This is a genomic window from Maribellus luteus (assembly GCF_003576475.1).
Lineage (GTDB): Bacteria > Bacteroidota > Bacteroidia > Bacteroidales > Prolixibacteraceae > Draconibacterium > Draconibacterium luteum.
In genome coordinates this window covers 23,462-47,198 of record NZ_QWGR01000024.1, presented here as the reverse complement: position 1 = coordinate 47,198, position 23,737 = coordinate 23,462, and the positions used below count along the sequence as shown (strand labels likewise).

The following is a 23,737-nucleotide window of genomic DNA, read 5'->3' as shown; positions in this document are numbered from 1 at the left end:
CAGATTTAATCTCACTTTCGTCTATCAAGTTGCAAATGCAAACCAGTTTTCGCGCCATTACCGATTGCCGTTTATAATGATAGCGATTAAGTATTTTAAATTAACCCGAATTCACGTTAAACTATTTTGACCACCGGAGTCCCAACGCCTCGGCAGAATCTTTCAATGCAAAGATTAAAGCTTTCAGAAATCAGTTCAGAGGAGTTCGGGATGTCAGCTTTTTCCTGTTTAGACTTGCCAAAATTTATGCGTAAAGTTTGTTTCCCCTCAGAAAGTTCATTTGATCCTGAAAGTTCATTTGATCCTAGATATCAATCAAACAAAAAGAGGTTACAAAATTTGTAACCTCTTTTTTCAGTAGCGAGAGGCGGGCTTGAACCGCCGACCTCATGATTATGAATCTTTTCAGGCACTTTTCCGCATTTTTCCCATTTTTTCATCTATCTGAAAATAAGTAACTTGGATGATATTCTGTTTTCTCTTTTTACCTCATTTTTACTCATTTTTGAAGAAATGTATGTATATTGTATGTATATTTTTCATGATACATACACATCAAAAACACTGTAAATACTGATGATTGGGGTAACAACTTCTATACTTCAAGATAAAAGAATCAAAAGAAAAGACGGTACTTATGCCGTGAAATTGAGAATTACATATAATCGAATTCAAAAATATTATCCGATTAATGTGCATTTATCAGAAGATGAATGGAAGAATATATTTGCTGACCCACAAAATAAATCGAGTAAAAAAAAGCTGCTTTATTTTAATGAAGTTGAAAATCGTGCATTAGAAATTATCAGACATCTACATCCTTTTTCATTTAATGCGTTTGAACGGAAATTTAATCATAATGCAAAGAAGAATTTAGATGTACAGAAATTTATGCAGGAATACATTGAGAAGTTGAATAATGAAGGAAGAGTAGGAACTGCTGAAAGTTATGATAGTGCATCCAAATCATTTCAAACTTACATTGAAACAAAGAATCGAAGAAAACTACGTTTTTGGGATATTACTCAGGAATGGTTAGAAGATTATGAAAAGTGGATGATTGAACAAAAGAAATCCTATACTACCATTGGTATTTACCTCAGAAGTTTAAGAACCATTATAAATCTGGCTATCAAGGAAGAACTAATGGAAAGTAATGATTACCCCTTTGGCAAGCATAAATATCAAATTCCATCTGGTAAAAATATTAAGAAGGCTTTACAAATTTCTGATGTTGGAAAAATAGTAAAGTATGTTCCAGTTTCTCCAAATGAGGAAAGAGCAAGGGATTTATGGTTGTTCTCATACTTGTGTAACGGTGCTAATGTGAAAGACATAGCCAAGCTGAAATATCAAGACATAAATGACAAGCGAATTTATTTTGTAAGAGCCAAAACTGAACGTTCAACTAAGCAGCAAAGACAAAATATTTCTGTTGTCTTAGTTCCTGAAATATCGAAAATAATTAAGAAATGGGGGAGAAAACCTGTAGAAGCGGAGGCTTATATCTTTGAAATTATATCAGAGAATGACACACCACAGCAGGTTCTAATGAAAGTGAGACAAGCTACTAAAACCATTAATAAGTATATGAAGCGTATTAGTGACGCACTTGAATTGCCAGTCAAAGTGACCACCTATACTGCCAGACACTCTTTTGCTACAGTTTTAAAAAGGTCAGGTGCGCCAACAGAATTCATTTCTGAAAGCCTTGGCCACAAAGATTTGAAAACTACTGAGAATTACTTAGATAGCTTTGAAGACGATGTAAAAGAGACATATCAGAAAAAGTTACTTGATTTCTAATATTATAAGTATGTCAAATCCTGTTTCAACCATTGATTATCCAATAAAATATTTAAAGTATTTCTTCCTTGAAGATGGATATTTAGAATATAGACGGAACTTCATTCAGTACTGTGCAGAAAAGAAGAAATCAAATCCTGAACTTGTTCAAGTTGAAATGACTGAATTCGAGATTATTATTTCTGAACCTGAAAGAATAGAAACAAAAGAAGTCACTCTTGTTACAACTTCATTTTCAAAAAATCTGATTCGTGACTTAAAACAACAAATAGATAAAAGCATAAATTTTTTGAGAGATGTACAATTTGTAAATCGTCAGGATATTGAATCATTTATGCACGTACAAAGAGTGATACTACAAGATATTAAAGATGCGAATAATGAAATCTTTGAGAATTTCCCTGAATGTAAATCATTAGTTGATAATCTGGACAAATACATCGAAGGTTTAACTCCAACAAAAAAGAGGGTCACAAACAGAATCGTCAAAAAAGTTTATGAAGATGATGAGTTGATAAGATATTCTCTTTTTGCTGGAAGAGATGTTATAGCAAGTTTTTTAAAATGGCTGCACGGGAAATTAATAGAACACTATATCATTGTTGAGTTGGATGATAGTGAAGAAGGAGAAAGACAATTTGTTGAAATCTATGCTTCAAGTAATCCTAAAGAACTGGAATATTCAGTTAAATTTTTAAAGAATAATATTAATGCAGTCTTGGTTATTAATAAGATGGTCGAGTTTTTAAAAAACTTAACTCCCAAAAATATTGATGAGAGCAAATGCTTTGTCAATAAGCGAGGGAAAACTTTAAATGCCAATGATATAAATGTGGCAAACAATAAAATTAGAGAAGAAAAAATAATTGGAGATAATGACGTCCAAAAATTCATTCATGAATTTGAAGAGAAGGTTTCTTCCTTGCCTGAGAATCCAAAACCTTAATCTTTACCTTAATCTTTCGATTAATCCCATCTTAACTTTTTAAATATCAGTTGTTTTTTATTGCTGATGTTTGTCTTAGAAATTTCTAATAACAAGCCATCGATGGCATAGTTTTTAATCTTAAAAATTAAATGCGATGTCAAATTTAGAACAACTTGAAAAACTGAATCAGCTTCTGGAAGAACAGAATCTGATGAAAAAGGAGATTTTGACAGTAGATGAGGCAAGTCAATATCTTGGAATCAGTAAGTCAAATCTTTATAAGAAGACTTCTGCACAAAGAATTCCCCATTATAAACCAGAAGGTAAGATAATCTACTTCAAAAGAAGTGAACTTGATGAGTGGATGCTAAGAAACAGGCAAAGTACTATTCAGGAAATAACTGACAAGGCTGCCAACCTTATCATTAATAAGAAAGGGGGATTGTCATGTTAAAGCAAGTATTCACTAAGGCGGATATTAATGGACCAACATTAGACATATTTCTTGATATAGATGAGGTCTTTCAATACTCCTATGAATTCCGATTTAATAAGAGGGCTGGTGTGGTTGAGTTTAATCCACCAGAGGACGAGAACTGGTATTTTATGAATAAAAAAATGTATTCAAGAATTACTGAATATTTCAGAATTCATAAAAAAATGTTGCTTCCTATTACTGCTATTAAGCAAATAATGAAGAAGCACCTATTGGCAATCAGTTTTACCGAATATTCATCTAATCAGGGGAGGAATTAACATGGAAACGAGAAATAGTGTAATATCGGAATACGAAAATAATTCTCAGAATAGAATCCCAGAAGTTATTTTCTGGACAGGTGAGGGGCAAATTAGCCCCCACCTCCTCTATGAATTCTTTGCCAGCAAGGGCATCGGACTTTATTATCCAGATGAGAAGACCAAAAAGAAGGGAGAACCAATGATTGTTAAAGTAGATGGCAATCTTGTCTCAGAAGTCGGTATAAGTTATTTGCTGGGATTAGCGAAAGAACATATCATTGAAGTAACTGCTGAAAACGGTGAAAGTGGACCAATTTTGGATTCCTTGCATCGGAACACTTCTCTTTTTGGCGATAAGAACTTAAAATTGCTTCCGCCATTAAACTTGAAATTTTTGGATGATACTAAGGAGGCTGGTTACTTTTTCTTCTCAAATGGCATATTGAAAGTTACAGCAGAAAAAATTACACTGAATAATTATGAAGATTACGATGAATATATCTGGGAGAGCAGCATAATTGATTTTCCTTTCAACTTAGTAAATGTTGCCAGCTTGATAAACTCATCAGATTTCATGCAGTTTTTAAGGGATTTGACAGTAGTAAATGAAGAAGAACAATCATTGAAGAGACTGAAATCCCTGTCAACCGCAATTGGTTACCTGCTTCATAAATTCAAGGATGGTACAACAAATAAGGCTATCATTTTGATGGATATGTTTGTTAACGGATTACCCAATGGGGGCAGTGGAAAGACCCTGCTAATTAGTGCCATTGGCAAAATCAGAAACCTTGCAATTGTTGATGGTAAAAAATATGACCAACGTGAATGGTTTGAACTTTCATCAGTAGAACTTGATACGGGAATTCTCCTCTTTGATGATGTTAAAAAGGATTTTGATTTTGAGCAAATCTTTGCCCTGATGACAACTGGCTTATATAGAAGAAGGAAGTACGAGAACCATGTCTTTATTCCTCATGAGAAAGCCCCTAAAGTTGCCATTACAACCAATTATGCGATTAATGGTGAGAGCAACTCATTCAAAAGAAGGATGTGGGAATTTGAGGTATCGTCCACCTTTAATGCTGATTTTACCCCAAGGGATAAATACAGCAAGAATTTTTTTGATGAGTGGAATGAAACTGAATGGAATTTCTTCTACAATACCATGTTGCGGTGTCTTCAATTGTACATGAAAGAAGGTTTGATTGAGCCAGAACCAATAAATCTAAGGTACACAAAACTGGTAAACAGTACTTGTGAGGAATTCATTGAGTTTGCAAACCATCATATTGAGCTTAATACTCAACTGGATAAGAAAGTCCTTTATCTAAACTTCATAAAGGAATATCCTGAATATAAGTACCAGCTTAACCAGAGAACTTTTACTCACTGGCTTAGGACTTGGGGGGCTTACAATAAGTACAAAGTTGTGGAAGGACATACAGGAAGCACCCGGTACATACTCTTTGTTTCACATCCAATCACCTAATGCCCAATTCTAAATCCAGTCAAGAGCCTTACCAGCTCTTGGTTTGGGCATAAGGTTTTTGATAATTCACAAAACAAATTAAGAACTATGAAAGTCTCAATATATAAGGATTCAAGAACAATTGATACAGTCAAGGTTGAATTTGATGAAGTAGTAAAGGCAATCCGAGAGAATAATAATCAGGAGTTTTTCTTTTCACCATCCGGGGTTATGAGTATTTCAGGGAATAGGAAAAACACGTTGATTTATTCAAGACTTATAATGTTAAGATTCGGTTCAGATTCACTTGAAGAACTTGAAAGCACTTTTCAAAGTGTTATTGAATTATCAACGACATACTGCTGTTTCAGGAATAGAGAAAGAAGTGGATTAATTGTCTTGGTTAACACAGACTGTATAGATGGCCATCATATTATTGCATATAGGCAAGTATTTGAAGCATATCAAAGTATCGTTTCCAATGGAACACTTGACTTCCAGAGTGATGAAAAGATAACATGTCAACTTTCATTTGACCCTGCTATTTATTTTAATCCCAATAGTGTCGTATTTGAAATTGATTTAAGATTATCAAAACAAAATGCTTTTTCAATTATGGATGGGATATACAGGGAAGAATTCAATAGGCAGGTTGTTTTTACAAGTCAATTATACAGTTTTAGTCAGCAAGACTGGGATAAATTTATTTTTACTCTGGCTTTAAATTGTGGAAATGAAGGTATTCCAATTACGAAGACATTAGAATTTATACTTTCAGACTACGGGCTGAATATGCCAATGAAAGGGATTGTCAACAGGGCATATAAAATGTTAAAGGAGAGAGATAGTCTAAGAATGGTGTTTAGCGTGTTCTTAAAGAACCTTAGAAATTATAAACCAGAAGTCCCCCTTGATAAAAGAGTTTTGTTTGAATTCTTCATCCTCACTTACATTCAGTTTAAAGGTGAATTGAATTTTTCAGAGGAGCAGTTTAGACATCACTTGGGAATATATTTTTCCCGGAAGAAAATAATTAATGAGTTTATCAATTTGAAATTCTTGATTAAAGGTAAGGTTAACATTCAAGTCGGAAATAAGAAAGTCCCTAAAAATACTTTCACCATTAATCCCCAAAAAGTTCCTGAGTTAGCTGAAATATACATGGAAGACAGTAAAAAATTCTTGGATGCAGTTATGCCTGTATTAATCAATATTCAATCAGGTCAACAAACTAATTATTACACGTCATATTGGGATGAATTTGATTGAGGCAATCAATTGGACTTCTTTATCCGTCATTGTCATATACGCAAGAAAAAACGCCTTAAAATCATTCTGTGAAATCAACGAATGATAGTTAATTTTTGGGTATCAAAATCATTCGTTGAAATCTTCGTCTATAGAAATACCCTATATATAATTATCTTTTGGAAAGGGGTGTGGGGAAAACCTTTAAGGTCAAATCATGTACAGCAGTGAGTAGGAAATATTAGCTGTATAGTACAGCAGTAAAAAGAGTATTATTCCAGATTTTGTCATCCAGCAGTGTAATAGTATTCAAATTTTTCTCTGTTTAAACATTACAAGTTTTCACTAAAAGGTTTAATTTATCATCCAGCAGTTGGATAATAATATTATCATGTTTGACAGGTTTATTTTAGCAAGCAATATTGACAGGGTAAAAGCACGGTTTAACATGGCACACTTTGCTGATGCTGTGACCTATGAGCCAAACTATAACATTGCAGCAGGTGATGAGGTATATGTCATTACAGATGCTGTAAAGAAAGAAATACACAAGTTCAGGTTTGGCCTTAATGTTCAGAAAAGAAACAATATTCAAACTCTACATTTTATAAGAGCAGAAGGAAATAGAAATCTTCAAGATGACCCACATTATTCAGGTTCAAGAGCCATTTTTCTTCAACCAGAATTTAAGCAGCTAATCAGGCAGCAAAGGTGTATGATTTTAGCTGATGCCTTTATTGTAGGTATTGAAAGTAATCCACACTTGGTATATCTCCGGGATAAACAGAGACCTTTTGCATTTGCTGGATTGTACAGCATGCAGAATGATGATACAGCAGGTGAAAGTGTGTATGCTTGTGCCATAATCACAGTTCCAGCAAACAGTTTGTTGCAGAAACTCGGATATAAAAGAATGCCTGTTATCCTTCCACAGCAGGAAGAAGGAAGATGGCTAAGGTCTAATTCTGAACTCAGCCAGACTCTCAATATGCTGAACTCTTACCCTGCTGCACAGATGAATGCTTTTCCAATCTCAGATAAGATAAAAGACAAGACCCTCAATGACATTTCACTGGTTCATCCAGCAGGTGAAAGAGTGTTATATGAACCGGATTACAAGCTTTCAAGAAAGAGAAAAAGAGAGGTCAGAGAAAGTCTTGGAATCACAATGGCAGAAAGAGCTGGAATTGAGGTTAAATATGAATAATGAATTAATTTTAGCCATAGCATTCGAGTATGACAAAAGCTCTAAAATATTCCCATACGCTTGCTGACCAAAAAGCAAGAAATGCTTTTGCAATTCCAAATTCAACAATTCCAATTAAAACTACAGATATAATGATGTATTTAATTTTATGAAATTTTTTGAAGGAGGACAGAAAAACCAATAAGGCAACTGGAAAGCAGACAATTAAATTTCTAAAAAAATGAGATATTGTAATATAGCGTTCAGCAGAAATTGCACTATTAATGGCTTTTTCCTGAACAATAACCTTCACATATCTGTACACTGAGATATTTGTTTTGTCTGTTAAGTTTAATCGGTTTTGCAGGGAATTTTTAATAAAATCTAAATCCGGGAATTTTCTAATAATCCCTTCTAATATGTTTTCATCATAGTACCATTTGAAAGGGTATATCACAACAGACTCACTTGCTCTAAATGTTAATATTCCAATGAAGTAGGATATAGCTAAGACGAGTACTGTTGCGCCAACTCCAACCTTTTCTTTTGGTTGCCATATATAGTCTGGAAACTTCTTGAAGATTATTGCAATTGAGACCAATAATCCAGGAAGTAGATATGAAAGAATATCCGTTAAGGTTAGGAATGAACTATTCATAATGTGAGTAATTCTGATAAAAGTTTACATAAAGTAAGCTATTAAATTTTTTATAAAAAATTTTTGGACCAGTTTGCAACTACGCAATCCTCCCTGTAAATCCCCTACCATCATCTTTGATTTCTGAAACACCCCCCATGGCAGCATAGATTTCAGTTTTCTTCAGCAGCAGGATTAATAATTCTTTTTTCCTCTACCTCCCTGAATCCACCCTACCCCCACTTGGCTTTGAACTGCAAGTGCAGCAAAGTGAAGTATTCAAATTATTAATCTTTAAAAGTTAGAAATCATGGTAACAATTGTGGATTGTGTTAAAAGAACAAGTCATGAAGGAAATGACTTTATTGCGCTGATTGTGCAAGATGAATTACAAATTGTGACAAGTAATTCCGGGAATGTGTATGTGGCTGCCAGAAAAGCCAGTATTCCTTCAACTCTGGAATTTGATGAGGCCAAAATGATGATTGGTAAAGAATTACCGGGGTGCATTCAGAAAGTGGAAGTTCCTCCATTTGAACATGTGAATTCTGATGGTGAAATTGTTCATCTGAATCACAGGTGGCAGTATGTCCCAGAATCCCATCTCACAGAGCAGCAAGCCAGAGAGGTTGAGGAACTGGAAGAACTGGAAGTTGAAACAGTCTGAATTTAGCAATGCTTGGCTTATGGCTAAGCATTGTTTAAATTTTACATCTTCAATTTATCTGTAATACATCTTCAACTGTTTAAGAAAAAACTTTAAGATTCTAAATATTGAAACTTTAATTGGGCTGAAATTAAAGTTTTGAACTTTAATATTTGCATGTGAAGGTGTCCCCTCACCCCCAATTTTTACCATTTTCTCCCTTTCACTTAATTCCTTTCATTTATAAAATAGCCGATTAAAGAAAACTTTAATCTACTACCACTTCACACTGCTGTACAAATCAATTTTGACAACAAACTTCATTTTGAAATTAACCCTTTCCAGCAGTGGAATAGGGTGTAAAATCACAAATAATATTAAAACTGAATACTATGAAAATTATAAAACACCTCATTTTCATTTATGTTATAGCCCTTTTGTTTTTTGGGTGTGCATCAAGCACTGAGAATGCAACAAGTGTATTTGATTCCGGGAATAATTATATACTACTTGGTTTCTGGCATGGGATAATTATACCCTTCTCACTAATGGGTAAGGCTATTGGACTGAATATAGGTATCTATGATGCAGGAAAGGATGTATTGTCCTATTGGTTGGGGTACATATTTGCACTGTTAATTTATGCAAAAATAATCCGTGTATTGTGGCTTGGTATAAGGTTAAAGATGAGGAAAACATGACACTCTATACACCGCTGTACTGTAAAATATTTGCAAATTACACATCATTTCAAACAGGTTTTCTGCTGTATTTTTAAAAGTTTTTTGAGATGGTATTTCCTGAGATGTGTGAAGAAAAAATACCACTGAAAAAAGAAGATAAAAGGTCACTGTTAGTGGTGACCTTTTATAAAGCCAATTATTGAATCTTGGTAGGTTCAAGTTTCATTAGTTGTGCTTCAAGTTTTCCAAAAGAAGAGACAGAGTATAAAATTCTGTTCCCTTCAATTAGTTCAATACCTCTTAAATCTTCATTGCGTAAATCTCCTTCAACAATTCTGTTCATAGCAATCTGAGTTAATTGCATGGGAATTACACTGCTTACCTTGAACATTTCAACCAACTCATCACAATAACCTTCATCCTTGTCAAATGACTTTACAGGAACAACTATATTATACATGTGTCCTACATGGTTGGTGTTATTCAGGTCTATATGCGTTGAGGAGTATTTAATTCCATCAAGTTCATTTTTGTTAATCCATTGCAATAATAACTGAGGAATTATGTATTCTGGTTTAAAGGTAGCATTCCTATCTGGTACTTTGACTGAGCATGCAGCAACTAATGGCCAAATCGTTAAATAATAAAATAGTTGCCAATTTTCAATTGGGTTATTTCCTGCATCATATTTATTCGAGTAAATATCATTGGTTAAATCTAAAAGTCTCAGTTCTCTTGTATTGCAGAATCTTGAAGCTTGAATTATATTGTCTGATGGTCTCCCAAGTTCTTCCCAACTGACGTAAATAGAGTTGGCAAGATATAGACAAGGTAATCCAGGAATACTATACCTCTGAGTGGCAACTCTTTCTCTCATATTAAAAGGTATGTGAAATATTTCCTTTTTGCTTAAAGGGTAGTTACTATTTACAGTTCTTATTCTAAATAAGTTTGAATTCTCGGCAAGAGATAAATCCTTATTAAGAATTTTTGTCATTTCACATAAGTTCAATGTTCTGTTGAGGATGGTGTATGCTTTGTGAGGATTGCCTTCATAGTAGGCATCAACTGTTTTTATTATGCCTTCAATGAGTTCATAAATTCGTTTACCGAATGGCATCTTACCTTCTCCCCATTCTACATCTGGCGGTATATTATCTGTAAAATCAATTAACGCCTCATAGTTTTTTAGTCTTTGGTATAAGGTCTCTCTAAAATTGGAGTTTCGCTTTCTTTCTATAGGTAGATTGGTTCTGTAATCTTTCAAGATTTCGTTTAAAGGCATTTGTCAAGTTTGTTAAAGATGGATAAACAGGAAATTATTTTCATTATTAACGTTAAGGTAGTTTTTTTGCTTTTAAATTTCAGTATTCTTTAATCAAATCATTATCATCAAAATGGAATTCATGGTTATTGCTGAAATACATAAAATTACCTTGGTATTTATTAATAAATGACTCTTTCAAAATAAAATCACCATTACCTGATGACCATCCCATTCCATTTTTTACCCAAAAAAGATTTTTCCCACCAAAATCAATGAAAGTAGGTCTGGTTACTCCTGACCAACTACTTCGCGAATATTTCCAATCAAATTCATAAATGCCTTCGTTGGTTGGAATTGGATTAGGAACAGTTCTGACCATTTCGCTTTGTGGGTCACCATATTGCCATCTATAGTTGCGAATGTATTTAACAGGACTTCTTTTTACGATTTTGAAATTAGTACGAAAATCAATCCCATGAATTACCCAAATCATTCTTTCCCCATAGAAAGCCTCTCTTTTTCTTATTACCTCTGGTTTGATTGGAGAATTTTGAAGTTCAATAACCACTCCCGAATTAGTAAAAACATCTGCTCGATGTTTTATCCCATCCTTTTCTATTACTATTTCTGAATTTGTTTTTCCAAATGATTTTTTCCAGTGGTAATGCCACTGTGTCTCTGGTTCATGCCAATTGTCACATTCTGGATTCTTATGGTGAGACCAATGCCAGACTTTTAATTCTCCACATTTTGAGAATACTGGATTTCCACATTCTTCACAAATTCCTTTCCCATTTGGGAATGCTTCTACCTTGTCATTATCAACTATAGCATAAATCATAAGCATAAAAGTAAAGAGCCATTCAACAATGGCTCTTTTTACTAATGTTAACCCCCAAACACACAGATGGGAAGAACTCCCATCTATCATAAAAATACAAAGAATTTTTCTTTAGCCCAACATAATAATCATTTGTAAAATCTATCACTTTAATTTTTTTGATATGGAAATTAGAAAAGCTCAACGCAAGCAAGCAAAAATTAAACTTGCTTTACAAGGACCATCTGGTTCTGGAAAAACTTATTCAGCACTTCTACTTGCTGCTGGATTGACAAATTACAGCAAAATAGCTGTGATTGATACTGAAAATCACAGTGCAGATTTATATGCGCATTTAGGTGATTTTAACGTACTCCAACTCTCAAAACCATTCACTCCTGAGAGGTATATTACCGCCATAGAAACCTGTGAAGAAGCAGGTATGGAAGTGATAATAATTGATTCTGTCAGCCATGAATGGGAAGGTTCTGGTGGCATTTTGGACTTACATGGAAATATGCCCGGTAATTCATTTACCAATTGGGCAAAAATGACACCAAGGCATAATGCCTTTGTTCAGAAAATCCTTGAATCTCCTTGCCATGTGATTTCAACAATAAGGACAAAAACTGATTACACCCTTTCTGAAAAGAATGGCAAAATGATTCCAGAGAAGGTTGGCTTGAAAGGAATAACAAGGGATGGCATGGACTATGAGTTTACCATTGTATTTGATTTGGACATTAAGCACAATGCCACTGCTTCCAAAGACAGAACAGGTTTATTCATGGACAAACCAGCTTATGTAATTTCTTCAAAGACAGGAGAAAGAATTCTGAATTGGTGTAACCAAGGAACATCACTTGACGAGGTCATTAAGCAGGTACAGCAGGCTAAAGATGTTGTGGAGCTGAGAGACCTTCTGAAAAAGTACCCTGAGTACAGGTCTAAAATTGAACCTCTTGCTGTAAAAAGGAAAGAGGCTTTGAACGCTGAAATTATTAATGCAACTAAAATTGGAACAAATGGAACTGGTAAAAGTAAATGACAAGGCGCAACTCAAACTTGTGCCTTCACCAACTGCTGTAAAAGATAATCAAAGGACAAGCTCTGATGTACATTTTATGGCAGCAAATACAGAAATCATTGGGATTGATGATATGCGAAAAAAGCATACAATCCCTGTGTTTGCCAAAGACAATGAGAGTACAATATCTCATCAGGAATTTATTGAAACTGTTGAATATGTCACAAAACAAATCTTTGGCGGTGAGCATATCCTATCACCTGCTGTACGTGTTTCACATCCCATTAAAGGGAGAATTCCTTGTGCTGTAGGGAAACCTGCCAAAGAGCTACTGGAACACGAAAAAACGCTGTATTTTGAAAGGATGGCATTTGCAATAGAGATTGCTTCCATTAAGGATAAAGTGGCAGGGAATGAGCTTAATTTGACTGTGGGTGGTGTCAGGGCATATAACCTTGACAACCTGCATTCAACTAAAAGGGCAGAAAGTTTCAGGTTATTCATTGGCTTCAAAAACTCTGTTTGCTGTAACCTGTGTGTATCAACTGATGGTTTTAGGAATAATATCAAAGTGAGAACCATTGCAGAATTGGCAAAATCTGCATACAATCTCTTTGGTGAGTTTAATGCTTACAAGGAAATTGAAAAGTACAGCAGCCTACCAGATACTGTGATTACAGAAAGCCAGTTTGCACAAATTGTTGGTAGGGCAAGGTTGTACCAAAATATGCCTTGGAAAAACAGGAAAGATTTACCTGCATTTCCTTTGATGGATAATCAGGTAACTCAGATTGTGAAAGACTTTTATTCTGATGAAAGTTTTTGCAGAGATGAGGCTGGGAATATCAATCTCTGGAAGCTGTACAATCTATTCACAGGAGCTAATAAGTCATCTTACATTGATAGCTTCTTGGATAGAGGTGTAGAATGCCAGCATTTTGTTGGTGGATTACATCAGGCTTTGTCAGGAAGTGAGTTCAATTGGTTTTTGAATTAGAATTAAGAATCACTCTGAAAAGGGTGGTTCTTTTTATTCATTTGTTATTAAATCAAATGCATATGAAATCCTAAGGGAATAGATTGGTAGATTTCTTTACATATCAATTAAAACTATTGATTACAAGTGCATTAATCCTTAAATTTGTTAAAAGAGAATCAAAATAGATTATTCTGAATGTAATGAAAATAAAGTATTTAATCTTTCTATCATTAGCTTTCATTTTAGGATGTAACAACGTCCTTCATCTCCAAAAAAAATCTATTCAGAATAGTACAAATCTTGAAATAGCTAATAAGTTTATTGATGCTTTTTACTCATTTAATAGAGATAGTTTGAAATCTATTCTCTCAAATGCTGAAAATTCCCAGCCAAGTATATTATATTATCAAAAATGGGCAGAATGTGGCAACTATAAAATCGCTAAAAAGAACAATTTTATAAAGAAGAATGATACGACAATTATATGCCCAATTACTGTAAAAGATGATTTAATAGGTGCATTAGAAATTGATTTCAATGTTACAGATTCATTTCATTTAACAATTACTGATGGTCATATCATATCTGTTCAAACTTCCTCAAATGACCCTAAGGAATATTATGAGGCAAGAGAATGGATTATCGAGAATCATCCTGAGTTAATAGAAGAACCTTGTATTGGAATTTGGGAAGGAGGTCCAACACCTTGTGAATGTGTTCGTGCTATGGTGAAGGGATATACTGAATTCACATCTTCAAAACAACAAAAGCAGTAAGCTGTATTTATTTTTCTATTGCTAAAAGTTATAACATACTCACGCTCATATTTTAAATTGTTGACGAAGCAAGGATAGATATAAGGTTGTGGGCTGGTTTAATCCTGATTTATTTATTTTAGGCCAGCATTAGAAATACTTTAATCATGGACAAAATCAATATCAGCTTCACCAAAGCTCAATACAAAACACTTCTGAAACTCATATATCTTGGAGAATGGGTGCATGAATCACATCAAGATGCTGAATCAAAAGATGTGGTGGAAGTGGAACAACTAATCTTTTCCAAAACCAAGGAAGCTGGTACAGAAAAGATGATTGAGTATGCAACAGATATGAAAAAATACTTCCCTACAAGGGATATGGAAGAAATCATTCATTTGTTGGTTGACGAGTATGATGAATACACGTTCTGGGAAGAGCTTGCTCACACACTTGCTGAAAGGGACTTTTTCAATAAATATGGCGAGGATTTAATTGTCCAGATGTCAACAGAGAAAAGGTTTTCCTTAATTCAAAAGGAGGTTGAGAAATACCAAAGGGAATTTGAAGTAAATGGAATTGAGAATCTGGTAATTAAAAAGAACCGATAAAATCCAGCTTTCAAATATGATGAATTGTCATCATGTAACAAAAATGAAAATAATCAGTTAAAATCAAGGGTACTACCATAAAACATCACAAATAAGTTTAGGTCAAAACAGCCTGTATCACATAGATATAGGCTGTTCTATTTTCCTTAAACCCCAGACCTACCACCATGAATATTGATTTTTCAATCAGTATTTAATACCCCATTTTATTAAATCTCAAAACGTAATCATGAAAACAAAACACCTTATAATTCACCTTATTGGTGAGCAAATTCGCAATCAGGTACTAATCCTTGCATTTGAAAACTTAGGATTTGACTGCAACAGTTACACATTGAACATCAGTGATGTAATTTTATCTTTGTTTGGATTTGATGAAAAACCAGATACTTTATACAGCCAATATTTTACTCTGCTGGAAAATGCAGTAAAAGAAACTACTTACATCAACTTGGATGAAATGCTGAGCAAGTGGTCAAATATTATTTATTCCAAGCTAATTGAAATCAAGTCCAGTGAGATTTTCCTCTCCGGGTAAAGTTGAGGTTGCTAATTATAACTTTCAACATCAAGTAAATCCGAAATGCTGACCTCTAAAGCCTGACTAATTTTATATAAAGTAGAAATAGTTGGGTTAGTTCTTCCAGCTTCCAAACGAGAAAGGTTAGCTTTTTCAAAATTACAGATGGCAGCAAGATTCTGTTGGGTAATCCCTTTGGACTCCCTTAAAACACGGATTCTTTCACCAATCTTTATTTGAAGCTGGTTAATTTCCATTAGTTATCATTTCTGACAACTAAGATTTTGTTTTATCTTTATTAATCGGTTATCATATATGATAACGTGGTGGAATTGCTTTTAGCCATTCACTGCTTTGTGAAAAGGTTTGAATGCGCTGAACTACTAATTAATTCTTTGGCATTACTAAATTTTGAATTATGACACTTTCAATTGAAGATTATTCTCCTTTAGGATATTGGGAAAATGAAAATCGGATAATGATTCTTAAAGATACAGAAGCATTATTTATTGATTGGATTAATCCCAAGGCCTATGCAAGAGGTAAGTGGGAAATGAAAAACAATCGACTATTTCTTTTTTACAATTACGTAAAAAAGAATTCCACTAAAGTTTTCAGCTTTGAATATGATTATGCGTTGGATTACGAAATTATTGAGCTTTCTAAATTCAAAATGGCTTTATCACCAGATAGTCAGGATAAAGAATCCAAGGTTGAGTTATTCCATAAAAACCTTCATGAAACAAACAATCTCGAAAAAGAGATTCAATTAAGAAAGCAGGGAGATGAAAAAATTAGTAAATGGATTCTCAAATTTATTTCTGCCTGTGTAGTTCTTATTCCTTATGCACTCATTGTATCAATATTTTTTAAGGAATATTCAGAAATGGCGACATATTTGGGTGTTGCATTAGCAATCTCACTTTCAATTTTTGCTCCCGTTGATAAATGGGTGGAGGATGTTATTGACAAGTTTAAATAGAAGTATAAGAATGCATAAGAGAGTACAACTTATCCACCAAGAACTTGATGAGGACTGTTTTGAGGTTTTGAAAACCTGTATTGTTGAGAACAAACAGCTCAAAAAATACAGGATTGACAAAGATACTCTGTTACAAAACCTACCAGAAAAAGTAGTTAATGAATTCCTTGATTTTTTGGGAACTGATGAAAGACACAGGAGTTTGATGCTGTATATGATAAAGAAAGGTTCATTAGTTGTGAATTGTTGGGAGGAACAAGAAAATACATTTACAGATTTTCAATAATTCAAATTTCGATAAATCTTGTACCCTTTAAATTTCCTTTTTTTGCTTTTTCTTTCTTAAATTAGCCAAATACAGACAAGTCAAAAAAAATAAATTATGTTTCTTGGGAAAAGACTGAAAGAATTAAGGGAACAAAAGGAATTTCTTCAACGACAATTGGCTGCCAAACTTGAAATTGATACTCCAATGTACAGTAAGATTGAACGTGGAGAAAGAAATGCAAAAAGGGAGCAGGTTCAGAAGTTATCTAAAATATTTGAAGTTGAAGAATCAGAATTGCTAACATTATGGCTTGCTGGAAAAATATATGATTTGATTAAAGATGAAAGTATCGCTAAAAGTGCGATTGCTATTGTTCAATCCCATATACATGAATTTTAATGAGTTCTATCAATAAGGAAAATACTGACCTAACGTTTTTCACTAACACACCTGGACAAACTTTACTAAATCGTTTTAAATCAACTTTAAACGAAACTAAGTTTTTCGATGTATTAGTTGGGTACTTTCGTTCAAGTGGTTTTTACCAACTATATAGGTCGTTGGAGGATGTAGAGAAAATAAGAATACTTGTTGGTCTTAATGTCGATAAAAGAGCTTATGAAATAATGCAAATCAATGAGGAGAATGGAACTATTGATTTTGAATCTCACCAACGGACCAAGAGTTTATTTCAAGAGAATTTGATTTCAGAAATTGAAGAGTCGAATGAGAATGATAATCAATTAGAAATCGGAGTAAGAAAATTTGTTGAGTTTCTGCAAACTAATTGTCCTGACCAGGACTTGCCTAAATACCAATTAGGTAATGGAAAAAAGATGGAAATAAGAGCCTATCCATCAAAAAATATCCATGCTAAGGTATATATCAAAAGGTACAACGAAAAAATTAGCCCAATTCAATATGGTTCTGTAATTACTGGTTCAAGTAATTTTTCAGAATCAGGACTCGTTGCCCAACGTGAGTTCAATGTTGAATTAAAAAATAAAGCGGATGTTGATTTTGCCTTGCAGCAATTTGAAGAATTGTGGAAGGATTCTGTTGACATTTCAGAAGATTTTATTGACGCTGCAACAAAGAAAACATGGTTGAATGATTCAATTACACCTTATGAGTTGTATCTCAAGTCAATTTATGAATACTTGGAAGAAGATATTAATCTTGAAGATGAGTACGAACCGTATTTGCCACAAGGGTTTATGGATTTGAGATACCAACGTCAGGCAGCCACAAGTGCTAAAAAAATATTAGAGACGTATAACGGTGTCTTCCTTGCTGATGTTGTTGGTCTTGGCAAAACATTTATTACAGCGATGCTGCTTCAACAGCTTCAAGGTCATATTTTGGTAATTTGTCCTCCAGTGCTTAAAGAATATTGGGAGGATTCACTGCGTGATTTTGGTGTACGAAGTCATAAAGTTGAATCATTGGGGAAACTTGACCATATTTTGAAGAATGATTTTGCAAAATTCAAATATGTTGTGGTAGATGAAGCACATAGGTTTAGAAATGAAGCTACTCAGTCGTATGCAAACTTGATGGACATTTGCCGGGGAAAGAAAGTTATTCTTGTTACAGCAACCCCGCTCAACAACACCGTAGATGATATTTTTGCTCAACTCAAGTTATTTCAGCCTCCTAAAAATTCTACTATTCCTGGTGTACCAAATCTGGAACGATTCTTTAATGCGCTAAAACGCAAGCTAAGAGAAGCTAAACCAGATAAAAATGATTTGTCTCCAGAATCTCAGGAAGAATACAAAATTGCAATTAAAGAAGTATCGGACACAATCAGAGATAAGGTTTTAAAATTTGTAATGGTCAGAAGAACCAGAAGCGATGTTAAAACTTTTTTTAAAGATGATATGTCCAAACAAGATTTGATATTTCCTGAAGTTGATGACCCTGGAAGGATAGTATATAATTTTAAAGGGAATCTTGAATCTATTTTTAATCAAACGATAGAACTGCTTCATACTTTTAAATATGCGAGATATATACCTCTTCTTTATTACAATAAAGGATTGACAGAGTTTGAGAAACAGCAACAAAGAAACGTTGGTGGTTTCATGAAAGGTATTCTTGTGAAAAGGTTAGAAAGTAGCTTTTATGCATTCAAAAAAAGTGTAAATCGTTTTATTATATCCTACGAAAAGTTCATTGAGATGTATCATAAAGGAACAGTTTACATTAGCAAGAAAGCAAATGTTTATGACCTTTTAGATAATGATGACCTTGATTCACTCGAACAACTGGTTGAAGAAGAAAAGGCTCAGAAATACATTTCAAAAAATTTTGGTTCATACAATGGTTCTAAATTCATTGATGATTTAAATTATGATTTGAATCTATTAAAGCACGTTCAAAATATCTGGAAAAATATCGATGAAGACCCTAAGCTTGAAAAGTTTATAATAGATTTAAAATCAACTAAGACTTTAAAAAAACAAAAACTGGTAATCTTTACAGAATCAAAAGAGACAGGTGATTATTTGTATGATAATCTGAATAATGAATTTCCGGGGAAGGTATTATTTTATTCTTCTCAGGGAGGAAGATTTTCAAATAACTCCACTATAATAAAACACAGTTATGCTCGTGAAATTATTAGAGATAATTTTGACCCAAATAGTAAAGACCACCTCGATGAAATTCAATATCTAATTACAACAGACATACTGGCTGAAGGAATAAACCTTCATCGTTCAAATGTACTTATCAATTATGATTTACCCTGGAATCCTACTCGTGTTTTACAACGAGCAGGACGTGTTAACAGGTTGGGGTCAAAACATGGTCATGTCTATATTTTCAATTTTTTTCCTACCTCTCATTCTGATAGACATTTAGGGCTTGAAAGTAATATTACCAATAAACTGCAAATGTTTCATTACATCATGGGAGAAGATGCTAAATATCTTACTGATGGAGAAGAAATTGGCAGTCAGGAATTATTTAATACGCTGAACAGCAAGAAAGCTTATTCCGGGGAGGATGAGGAAGAAGTTTCTGAACTTAAATATCTTGAAATGATGAGAAATCTGCGAGATAATAATCCTGACTTGTTTGATAAGATTAAGAAGCTTCCAAAGAAAGCACGTTCTGGTATGAAAGTACCTGGTTTAGAAAACCATGAGATGATTACTTTTTTTAGATTGGGCAAACTCAAAAAATTCTATCAAATCGTACAAGGTAAATCTGAAGAAATTAATTTTTTTGAAGCAGTCGATAAGCTTGCTTGCACACCCAATACAAAGAGGCAACCTATTCCAAATAATTATTTTGAATTACTTAGCATTAATAAGGCCAAGTTTCATTTAGATACAACACAAGAGCAAGAGCCTTCCAAATCTACAGGTGGTCGTTCAAATACTGCTTTTATTGAGCGTATTCTGAAAGATAAACAGTTTAGACATTACAAAAAATTTACTGATTCTGATGAGGAATTCATGGATAATGTGAGACAGCTTCTTATGGATGGAGCAATTGCTAAAAAGACTGCACAGGTAATAAAAAAAGCAATTGAAAAATCGGCAGTTGAACAGGGAGCAATTGACCCAATGAAGGTACTTCACATATTACAAAATAATATCAGAGCAACTGTTTTTGAAAACCATCATCATAATAATGGCTATTTAAAACGAGAAGTCATATTGTCTGAATACCTAATTAAATAAACCCAATGCATAAGACCGAAGCAATTAATATCATTGAGCGAACATTTAGTAACTCATTCGCAGAAAGTGAATTTACTCTTTTCATTAAAAACCTTCTTAATGATATTGATACAACAAAATATAATGAATATCGAGGTAATCTGATAAAAGATTCTTTCAAAGACCACATTCGTCAATATAAACGTATCGGGAAATATACAGACCCTAAAGGTGAGTCTCTTGATGTTTTAGTAATTGAAGTTAAAGACCAAACCAAGCTTGATAAAGCCAGAACATCACTTAGAAATTTCGTAATCAATCATTTAGAAAATTTTGAAAAGGATTATGCCTTGGCAGCCTTCTATTCCAATTCAGACCATGGCGCTGATTGGCGGTTCTCTTATGTAAAGTTGGAATATAAAACTGAAGTAAGTGAAGGAAAGCTTAAACAAAGCAAAGAACTTACTCCAGCAAAACGATACTCATTTCTTGTTGGTAAACACGAACAAGCACATACTGCCAAAAAGCAACTTCTTCCGCTTCTTGAGAACATATATAATAATCCTACAATTGAGGAACTGGAAGAAGCATTTAGCATTGAGAAAGTCACAGATGAATTCTTTGAGCAGTATAAAGGATTGTTTATTAAACTATCAGAACATTTTGAACATGATACAAACGGCTTAAAGGAACAACTTGCTGAGGCAGACATTGATATACCAAGATTTACCAAAAAACTACTCGGGCAAATAGTATTTCTGTATTTTATTCAAAAGAAGGGATGGTTAGGTGTTCCCAAAAATGAGAAATGGGGAAAAGGCGATAAAAAATACTTACAAAATCTATATTATGAGGCAGTGGATAATGGACATAACTTCTTTGGGTATTATTTACAAAGATTGTTTTATAAGGCACTGGCACATAAACATGCAGATAAAGGGATACCTGGTTATTACAAAAAGTTACATTGCAAAGTGCCATTTTTGAATGGTGGATTGTTTGAAGCTGATTATGATTGGAAAAATAGTGGTATTACTATTCCTAATGATTTGTTCAGAAACCAAGAGAAGGTTAAAAAGTCAGGAGATATTGGGACTGGTGTACTCGATGTTTTTGACAGATATAACTTCACAATAAAAGAGGATGAACCACTGGAAAAAGAAGTAGCTGTTGACCCTGAAATGTTGGGTAAGGTATTCGAGAATATGCTTGAAGTTACTGAACGTAAAAGCAAAGGAGCTTTTTACACACCTCGTGAAATAGTCCACTATATGTGTCAGGAGAGCTTAATACATTATCTTGATAATAGTATTAACGATAATCCATCGACCTATCTTGAATTAGGAGGTTCACAAGTATATCTGGTGGGGAATGAAATTAAATATGGGCAAAAAAGTCTGATGTCAGAACAAAAGCACATTATTGTTCCTAAGGAGGATATTGATATTTTTATCCGTAAAGGTTTTTTTGCATTAGAAAACGACCAAAGAGTATTACGAGAAGGCAAGGAAACGAAGACTTATAGATTTCAATTACCCGAAAGTATTAGATTAAATGCCGACTTAATAGATAAAAAACTTGCCGATATAAAAATTTGTGACCCTGCTATTGGTTCAGGTGCATTCCCTGTAGGAATGTTACACGAATTAGTAAATGCTCAGTTAGTATTAAAGCAATACATCAGTAATAAATATCTCAAGAAAAAACTTGAGATTCTGAACGTTACAAAAGAAGAGATTGATGAACAATCCGATAAATATAATTACAGGTTAAAACGTCATACTATTCAGGAGAGCATTTATGGAGTTGATATTGATGCTTCTGCTACAGATATTGCTCGTTTACGTATGTGGTTATCGTTGGTGGTAGATGAAGAGGACCTTGATAATATCGAGGCATTACCCAATCTTGATTATAAAATCGTTTGTGGAAACTCTTTAGTTGGATTGCCTGAAAATGCGATGCGAGATTTAAATGTTGAAAAAGAATTAGAAGACTTAAAAGAAGAATTCTTTTTAGCAAATGATGAATTATATAAGAAGGATTTACGGACAAAAATTAATGGTAAGATTAGACAATTACTTAGTACTGCCGAAGCTTTTGCTGGATATAAAATAGATTTTGATTATAAATTATATTTTTCAGAAGTATGGCATTACAACGGTGGTTTTGATATAGTAATTGGGAATCCTCCTTGGCTTGCCTTGATTGGTAAACAACTTAAAAAATATAAAAAAGTTGACGAATCGAAGAATTTGAAAATTTACAAATCTCAATATATTTTTAACTCTTACATGCCTAATCTTTATGAGTTCTTTCTGCAAAAGGCTTATAGAATAACGAAGGAAAGAGGAATTCTTAATTTTATAATCCCGGACCGATTTGGGTTCAATGAATCAAGCGTTGAGCTAAGAAATTTTTTTATTAAAAATTCTATTTTAAAGGAAATAGTTTATAAGTGGAATTTCCCTCAAATTATTACTGATACAATGACATTTGTGTGTCAAAAATCAAAACCAACAAATGATTATGGTTTTTTAATTAAAAATGATACGCATTCGGTTTCAATTCCATACAAATTAAGTGAAATTACGGATGATTCAGAGCTGATTTTTAGAAGCTTTGATAGTTTAAGAACGAAATCACTAATAAATAGAGTAAAGAAAAACTCCATTCCTTTAATTAATCATGCTAAATCCACATCTGGTTTTGGTGCTTTAGCAGGTTTGGTAACTAAAATGAAGGAAAATGAAAGACAGATGCCTGTTTTAAAAGGTTCTTCAATTGGTTCATATGTAATTAAAGAACCATTTTACTTTGAATTTAAAGGGGAGAATATTGGTGGTAGAACCAGAGACGAATCGAAGTTATCAATAAAAAACAAGGTGCTACTAAGGAAAACAGGTTTCCCTATAATTTGCGCTTATGATAAATCAGGGTATTATCCCGAACAATCACTATACTTCTTTTATTCCATAAGTAATTTAATATCGAATGAATTCCTTTTGTTATTATTTAATTCTTCTCTATACAACTGGTATTATAAGAACTACTTAGTAACTAACTTAGATAGTACACCACAATTAAAAAATAAGGATTTAGATGTTTTCCCTCTACGAATACCATCTAACATTGAAATTTACAATAAAATTGGTTGTTATATCTATTTTCTGGAGAAAACTGAAGTCTCAAATTTAATTGTTAAATCTTTTTTTAAGGATTTATCGGATGCAATGGTTTTTGAATTATTTTTTCCTTCTGAAATAAAATCCGCTGAAAAGGAAATCTTAATACATCTTCAAGGTTTAGAATCGATTAGTGAGAAACTAAGTGATGCCGAAAAACTTGCAGTTATCAACATTGAATTCCAGCGATTATATGACCCTAATCATCCAGTTCGTAATAATGTGGAGACTTTAGATAGTGTTGAGGAAGTACGAATAATTAAAGATGCTTTAAAATGATAATACTAATCTAAAACCCATATT

Annotated in this window: 23 protein-coding genes and 1 pseudogene; 20 read left to right on the top strand and 4 right to left on the bottom strand. The window is 33.4% G+C overall.

The window, feature by feature from the left end; genetic code table 11:
- Window positions 1-128: 128 nt before the first annotated feature.
- The 8 genes and pseudogenes from D1614_RS26400 to D1614_RS22850 form a co-directional block, all read left to right on the top strand.
- Window positions 129-254, top strand: a pseudogene (locus D1614_RS26400) (transposase); the annotation flags it as partial.
- A gap of 322 nt (window positions 255-576) precedes the next feature.
- Complete coding sequence (locus D1614_RS22880) at window positions 577-1,806, top strand: tyrosine-type recombinase/integrase (protein ID WP_119440323.1); 1,230 nt, start codon at window positions 577-579, stop codon at window positions 1,804-1,806.
- Window positions 1,807-1,816: 10 nt separating this feature from the next.
- Window positions 1,817-2,752, top strand: a complete 936-nt coding sequence (locus D1614_RS22875) for a hypothetical protein (RefSeq protein ID WP_119440322.1) — start codon at window positions 1,817-1,819, stop codon at window positions 2,750-2,752.
- A gap of 136 nt (window positions 2,753-2,888) precedes the next feature.
- Window positions 2,889-3,188 (top strand): helix-turn-helix domain-containing protein, encoded by a 300-nt coding sequence (locus D1614_RS22870; protein WP_119440321.1) that lies wholly within the window; start codon window positions 2,889-2,891, stop codon window positions 3,186-3,188.
- Window positions 3,182-3,490: a hypothetical protein gene (locus D1614_RS26015; protein ID WP_119440320.1), complete on the top strand. Its 309-nt coding sequence runs from the start codon at window positions 3,182-3,184 to the stop codon at window positions 3,488-3,490. Before D1614_RS22870 ends, D1614_RS26015 begins: the two co-directional genes overlap by 7 nt.
- Window position 3,491: 1 nt before the next feature.
- Window positions 3,492-4,964, top strand: coding sequence for a hypothetical protein (locus D1614_RS22860; RefSeq protein WP_119440319.1), 1,473 nt, complete (start codon window positions 3,492-3,494; stop codon window positions 4,962-4,964).
- An 87-nt stretch (window positions 4,965-5,051) separates the two neighbouring features.
- The gene (locus D1614_RS22855) at window positions 5,052-6,212 is read left to right on the top strand and encodes a BT4734/BF3469 family protein (protein ID WP_119440318.1); all 1,161 of its coding nucleotides are present in this window, start codon (window positions 5,052-5,054) and stop codon (window positions 6,210-6,212) included.
- A gap of 352 nt (window positions 6,213-6,564) precedes the next feature.
- On the top strand, window positions 6,565-7,398 hold the full coding sequence (locus D1614_RS22850) for an SOS response-associated peptidase (RefSeq protein ID WP_147384351.1): 834 nt from the start codon (window positions 6,565-6,567) through the stop codon (window positions 7,396-7,398).
- 10 nt (window positions 7,399-7,408) lie between these two features.
- Here D1614_RS22850 and D1614_RS22845 read toward each other — a convergent pair whose 3' ends face one another.
- Window positions 7,409-8,035 (bottom strand): hypothetical protein, encoded by a 627-nt coding sequence (locus D1614_RS22845; RefSeq protein ID WP_119440316.1) that lies wholly within the window; start codon window positions 8,033-8,035, stop codon window positions 7,409-7,411.
- A gap of 289 nt (window positions 8,036-8,324) precedes the next feature.
- On the opposite strand from D1614_RS22845, the gene D1614_RS22840 reads away from it, so the two are divergent.
- The gene (locus tag D1614_RS22840) at window positions 8,325-8,681 is read left to right on the top strand and encodes a hypothetical protein (protein ID WP_119440315.1); all 357 of its coding nucleotides are present in this window, start codon (window positions 8,325-8,327) and stop codon (window positions 8,679-8,681) included.
- A gap of 371 nt (window positions 8,682-9,052) precedes the next feature.
- Window positions 9,053-9,361 (top strand): hypothetical protein, encoded by a 309-nt coding sequence (locus tag D1614_RS22835; RefSeq protein WP_119440314.1) that lies wholly within the window; start codon window positions 9,053-9,055, stop codon window positions 9,359-9,361.
- 178 nt (window positions 9,362-9,539) lie between these two features.
- Here the strand turns inward: D1614_RS22835 and D1614_RS22830 are convergent, their stop codons facing one another.
- Together D1614_RS22830 and D1614_RS22825 are read right to left on the bottom strand one after the other, a co-directional pair.
- A complete protein-coding gene (locus tag D1614_RS22830; protein ID WP_119440313.1) occupies window positions 9,540-10,628 on the bottom strand; it encodes an RES domain-containing protein in 1,089 nt (362 codons plus the stop codon).
- 79 nt (window positions 10,629-10,707) lie between these two features.
- The gene (locus D1614_RS22825; protein ID WP_119440312.1) at window positions 10,708-11,541 is read right to left on the bottom strand and encodes a competence protein CoiA; all 834 of its coding nucleotides are present in this window, start codon (window positions 11,539-11,541) and stop codon (window positions 10,708-10,710) included.
- A gap of 73 nt (window positions 11,542-11,614) precedes the next feature.
- On the opposite strand from D1614_RS22825, the gene D1614_RS22820 reads away from it, so the two are divergent.
- The 5 genes from D1614_RS22820 (at window position 11,615) to D1614_RS22800 (ending at window position 15,343) form a co-directional block, all read left to right on the top strand.
- Window positions 11,615-12,478, top strand: a complete 864-nt coding sequence (locus D1614_RS22820; protein WP_119440311.1) for an AAA family ATPase — start codon at window positions 11,615-11,617, stop codon at window positions 12,476-12,478.
- Window positions 12,456-13,454 carry a DUF3871 family protein gene (locus tag D1614_RS22815; protein WP_119440327.1) on the top strand — a complete coding sequence of 333 codons (999 nt, stop codon included), beginning with the start codon at window positions 12,456-12,458 and terminating at the stop codon, window positions 13,452-13,454. The genes D1614_RS22820 and D1614_RS22815 overlap by 23 nt, the downstream gene beginning before the upstream one ends.
- A gap of 182 nt (window positions 13,455-13,636) precedes the next feature.
- On the top strand, window positions 13,637-14,212 hold the full coding sequence (locus tag D1614_RS22810; protein WP_206610128.1) for a hypothetical protein: 576 nt from the start codon (window positions 13,637-13,639) through the stop codon (window positions 14,210-14,212).
- 146 nt (window positions 14,213-14,358) lie between these two features.
- On the top strand, window positions 14,359-14,805 hold the full coding sequence (locus D1614_RS22805) for a hypothetical protein (protein ID WP_119440310.1): 447 nt from the start codon (window positions 14,359-14,361) through the stop codon (window positions 14,803-14,805).
- Between the two features lie 229 nt (window positions 14,806-15,034).
- Window positions 15,035-15,343: a hypothetical protein gene (locus D1614_RS22800; protein WP_119440309.1), complete on the top strand. Its 309-nt coding sequence runs from the start codon at window positions 15,035-15,037 to the stop codon at window positions 15,341-15,343.
- A gap of 11 nt (window positions 15,344-15,354) precedes the next feature.
- Here the strand turns inward: D1614_RS22800 and D1614_RS22795 are convergent, their stop codons facing one another.
- Window positions 15,355-15,582 carry a helix-turn-helix domain-containing protein gene (locus tag D1614_RS22795; protein WP_119440308.1) on the bottom strand — a complete coding sequence of 76 codons (228 nt, stop codon included), beginning with the start codon at window positions 15,580-15,582 and terminating at the stop codon, window positions 15,355-15,357.
- Between the two features lie 161 nt (window positions 15,583-15,743).
- On the opposite strand from D1614_RS22795, the gene D1614_RS22790 reads away from it, so the two are divergent.
- The 5 genes from D1614_RS22790 to D1614_RS22770 all read left to right on the top strand — a co-directional run bounded on the left by D1614_RS22790 (window position 15,744) and on the right by D1614_RS22770 (window position 23,713).
- The gene (locus tag D1614_RS22790; protein WP_119440307.1) at window positions 15,744-16,307 is read left to right on the top strand and encodes a hypothetical protein; all 564 of its coding nucleotides are present in this window, start codon (window positions 15,744-15,746) and stop codon (window positions 16,305-16,307) included.
- Between the two features lie 10 nt (window positions 16,308-16,317).
- Window positions 16,318-16,593: a hypothetical protein gene (locus tag D1614_RS22785; protein WP_147384350.1), complete on the top strand. Its 276-nt coding sequence runs from the start codon at window positions 16,318-16,320 to the stop codon at window positions 16,591-16,593.
- A 96-nt stretch (window positions 16,594-16,689) separates the two neighbouring features.
- Window positions 16,690-16,974: a helix-turn-helix domain-containing protein gene (locus tag D1614_RS22780; protein ID WP_119440305.1), complete on the top strand. Its 285-nt coding sequence runs from the start codon at window positions 16,690-16,692 to the stop codon at window positions 16,972-16,974.
- Window positions 16,974-20,270 (top strand): SNF2-related protein, encoded by a 3,297-nt coding sequence (locus D1614_RS22775; RefSeq protein WP_241558154.1) that lies wholly within the window; start codon window positions 16,974-16,976, stop codon window positions 20,268-20,270. Before D1614_RS22780 ends, D1614_RS22775 begins: the two co-directional genes overlap by 1 nt.
- A gap of 5 nt (window positions 20,271-20,275) precedes the next feature.
- Window positions 20,276-23,713, top strand: coding sequence for an Eco57I restriction-modification methylase domain-containing protein (locus D1614_RS22770; RefSeq protein WP_119440304.1), 3,438 nt, complete (start codon window positions 20,276-20,278; stop codon window positions 23,711-23,713).
- Window positions 23,714-23,737 lie beyond the last annotated feature (24 nt).

Coding starts and splice junctions, on each gene's coding strand:
- D1614_RS22880 (WP_119440323.1), top strand. CDS start 577: ATGATTGGGGTAACAACTTCTATACTTCAAGATAAAAGAATCAAAAGA.
- D1614_RS22875 (WP_119440322.1), top strand. CDS start 1,817: ATGTCAAATCCTGTTTCAACCATTGATTATCCAATAAAATATTTAAAG.
- D1614_RS22870 (WP_119440321.1), top strand. CDS start 2,889: ATGTCAAATTTAGAACAACTTGAAAAACTGAATCAGCTTCTGGAAGAA.
- D1614_RS26015 (WP_119440320.1), top strand. CDS start 3,182: ATGTTAAAGCAAGTATTCACTAAGGCGGATATTAATGGACCAACATTA.
- D1614_RS22860 (WP_119440319.1), top strand. CDS start 3,492: ATGGAAACGAGAAATAGTGTAATATCGGAATACGAAAATAATTCTCAG.
- D1614_RS22855 (WP_119440318.1), top strand. CDS start 5,052: ATGAAAGTCTCAATATATAAGGATTCAAGAACAATTGATACAGTCAAG.
- D1614_RS22845 (WP_119440316.1), bottom strand. CDS start 8,035: ATGAATAGTTCATTCCTAACCTTAACGGATATTCTTTCATATCTACTT.
- D1614_RS22840 (WP_119440315.1), top strand. CDS start 8,325: ATGGTAACAATTGTGGATTGTGTTAAAAGAACAAGTCATGAAGGAAAT.
- D1614_RS22835 (WP_119440314.1), top strand. CDS start 9,053: ATGAAAATTATAAAACACCTCATTTTCATTTATGTTATAGCCCTTTTG.
- D1614_RS22830 (WP_119440313.1), bottom strand. CDS start 10,628: ATGCCTTTAAACGAAATCTTGAAAGATTACAGAACCAATCTACCTATA.
- D1614_RS22825 (WP_119440312.1), bottom strand. CDS start 11,541: ATGATAGATGGGAGTTCTTCCCATCTGTGTGTTTGGGGGTTAACATTA.
- D1614_RS22820 (WP_119440311.1), top strand. CDS start 11,615: ATGGAAATTAGAAAAGCTCAACGCAAGCAAGCAAAAATTAAACTTGCT.
- D1614_RS22815 (WP_119440327.1), top strand. CDS start 12,456: ATGGAACTGGTAAAAGTAAATGACAAGGCGCAACTCAAACTTGTGCCT.
- D1614_RS22810 (WP_206610128.1), top strand. CDS start 13,637: ATGAAAATAAAGTATTTAATCTTTCTATCATTAGCTTTCATTTTAGGA.
- D1614_RS22805 (WP_119440310.1), top strand. CDS start 14,359: ATGGACAAAATCAATATCAGCTTCACCAAAGCTCAATACAAAACACTT.
- D1614_RS22800 (WP_119440309.1), top strand. CDS start 15,035: ATGAAAACAAAACACCTTATAATTCACCTTATTGGTGAGCAAATTCGC.
- D1614_RS22795 (WP_119440308.1), bottom strand. CDS start 15,582: ATGGAAATTAACCAGCTTCAAATAAAGATTGGTGAAAGAATCCGTGTT.
- D1614_RS22790 (WP_119440307.1), top strand. CDS start 15,744: ATGACACTTTCAATTGAAGATTATTCTCCTTTAGGATATTGGGAAAAT.
- D1614_RS22785 (WP_147384350.1), top strand. CDS start 16,318: ATGCATAAGAGAGTACAACTTATCCACCAAGAACTTGATGAGGACTGT.
- D1614_RS22780 (WP_119440305.1), top strand. CDS start 16,690: ATGTTTCTTGGGAAAAGACTGAAAGAATTAAGGGAACAAAAGGAATTT.
- D1614_RS22775 (WP_241558154.1), top strand. CDS start 16,974: ATGAGTTCTATCAATAAGGAAAATACTGACCTAACGTTTTTCACTAAC.
- D1614_RS22770 (WP_119440304.1), top strand. CDS start 20,276: ATGCATAAGACCGAAGCAATTAATATCATTGAGCGAACATTTAGTAAC.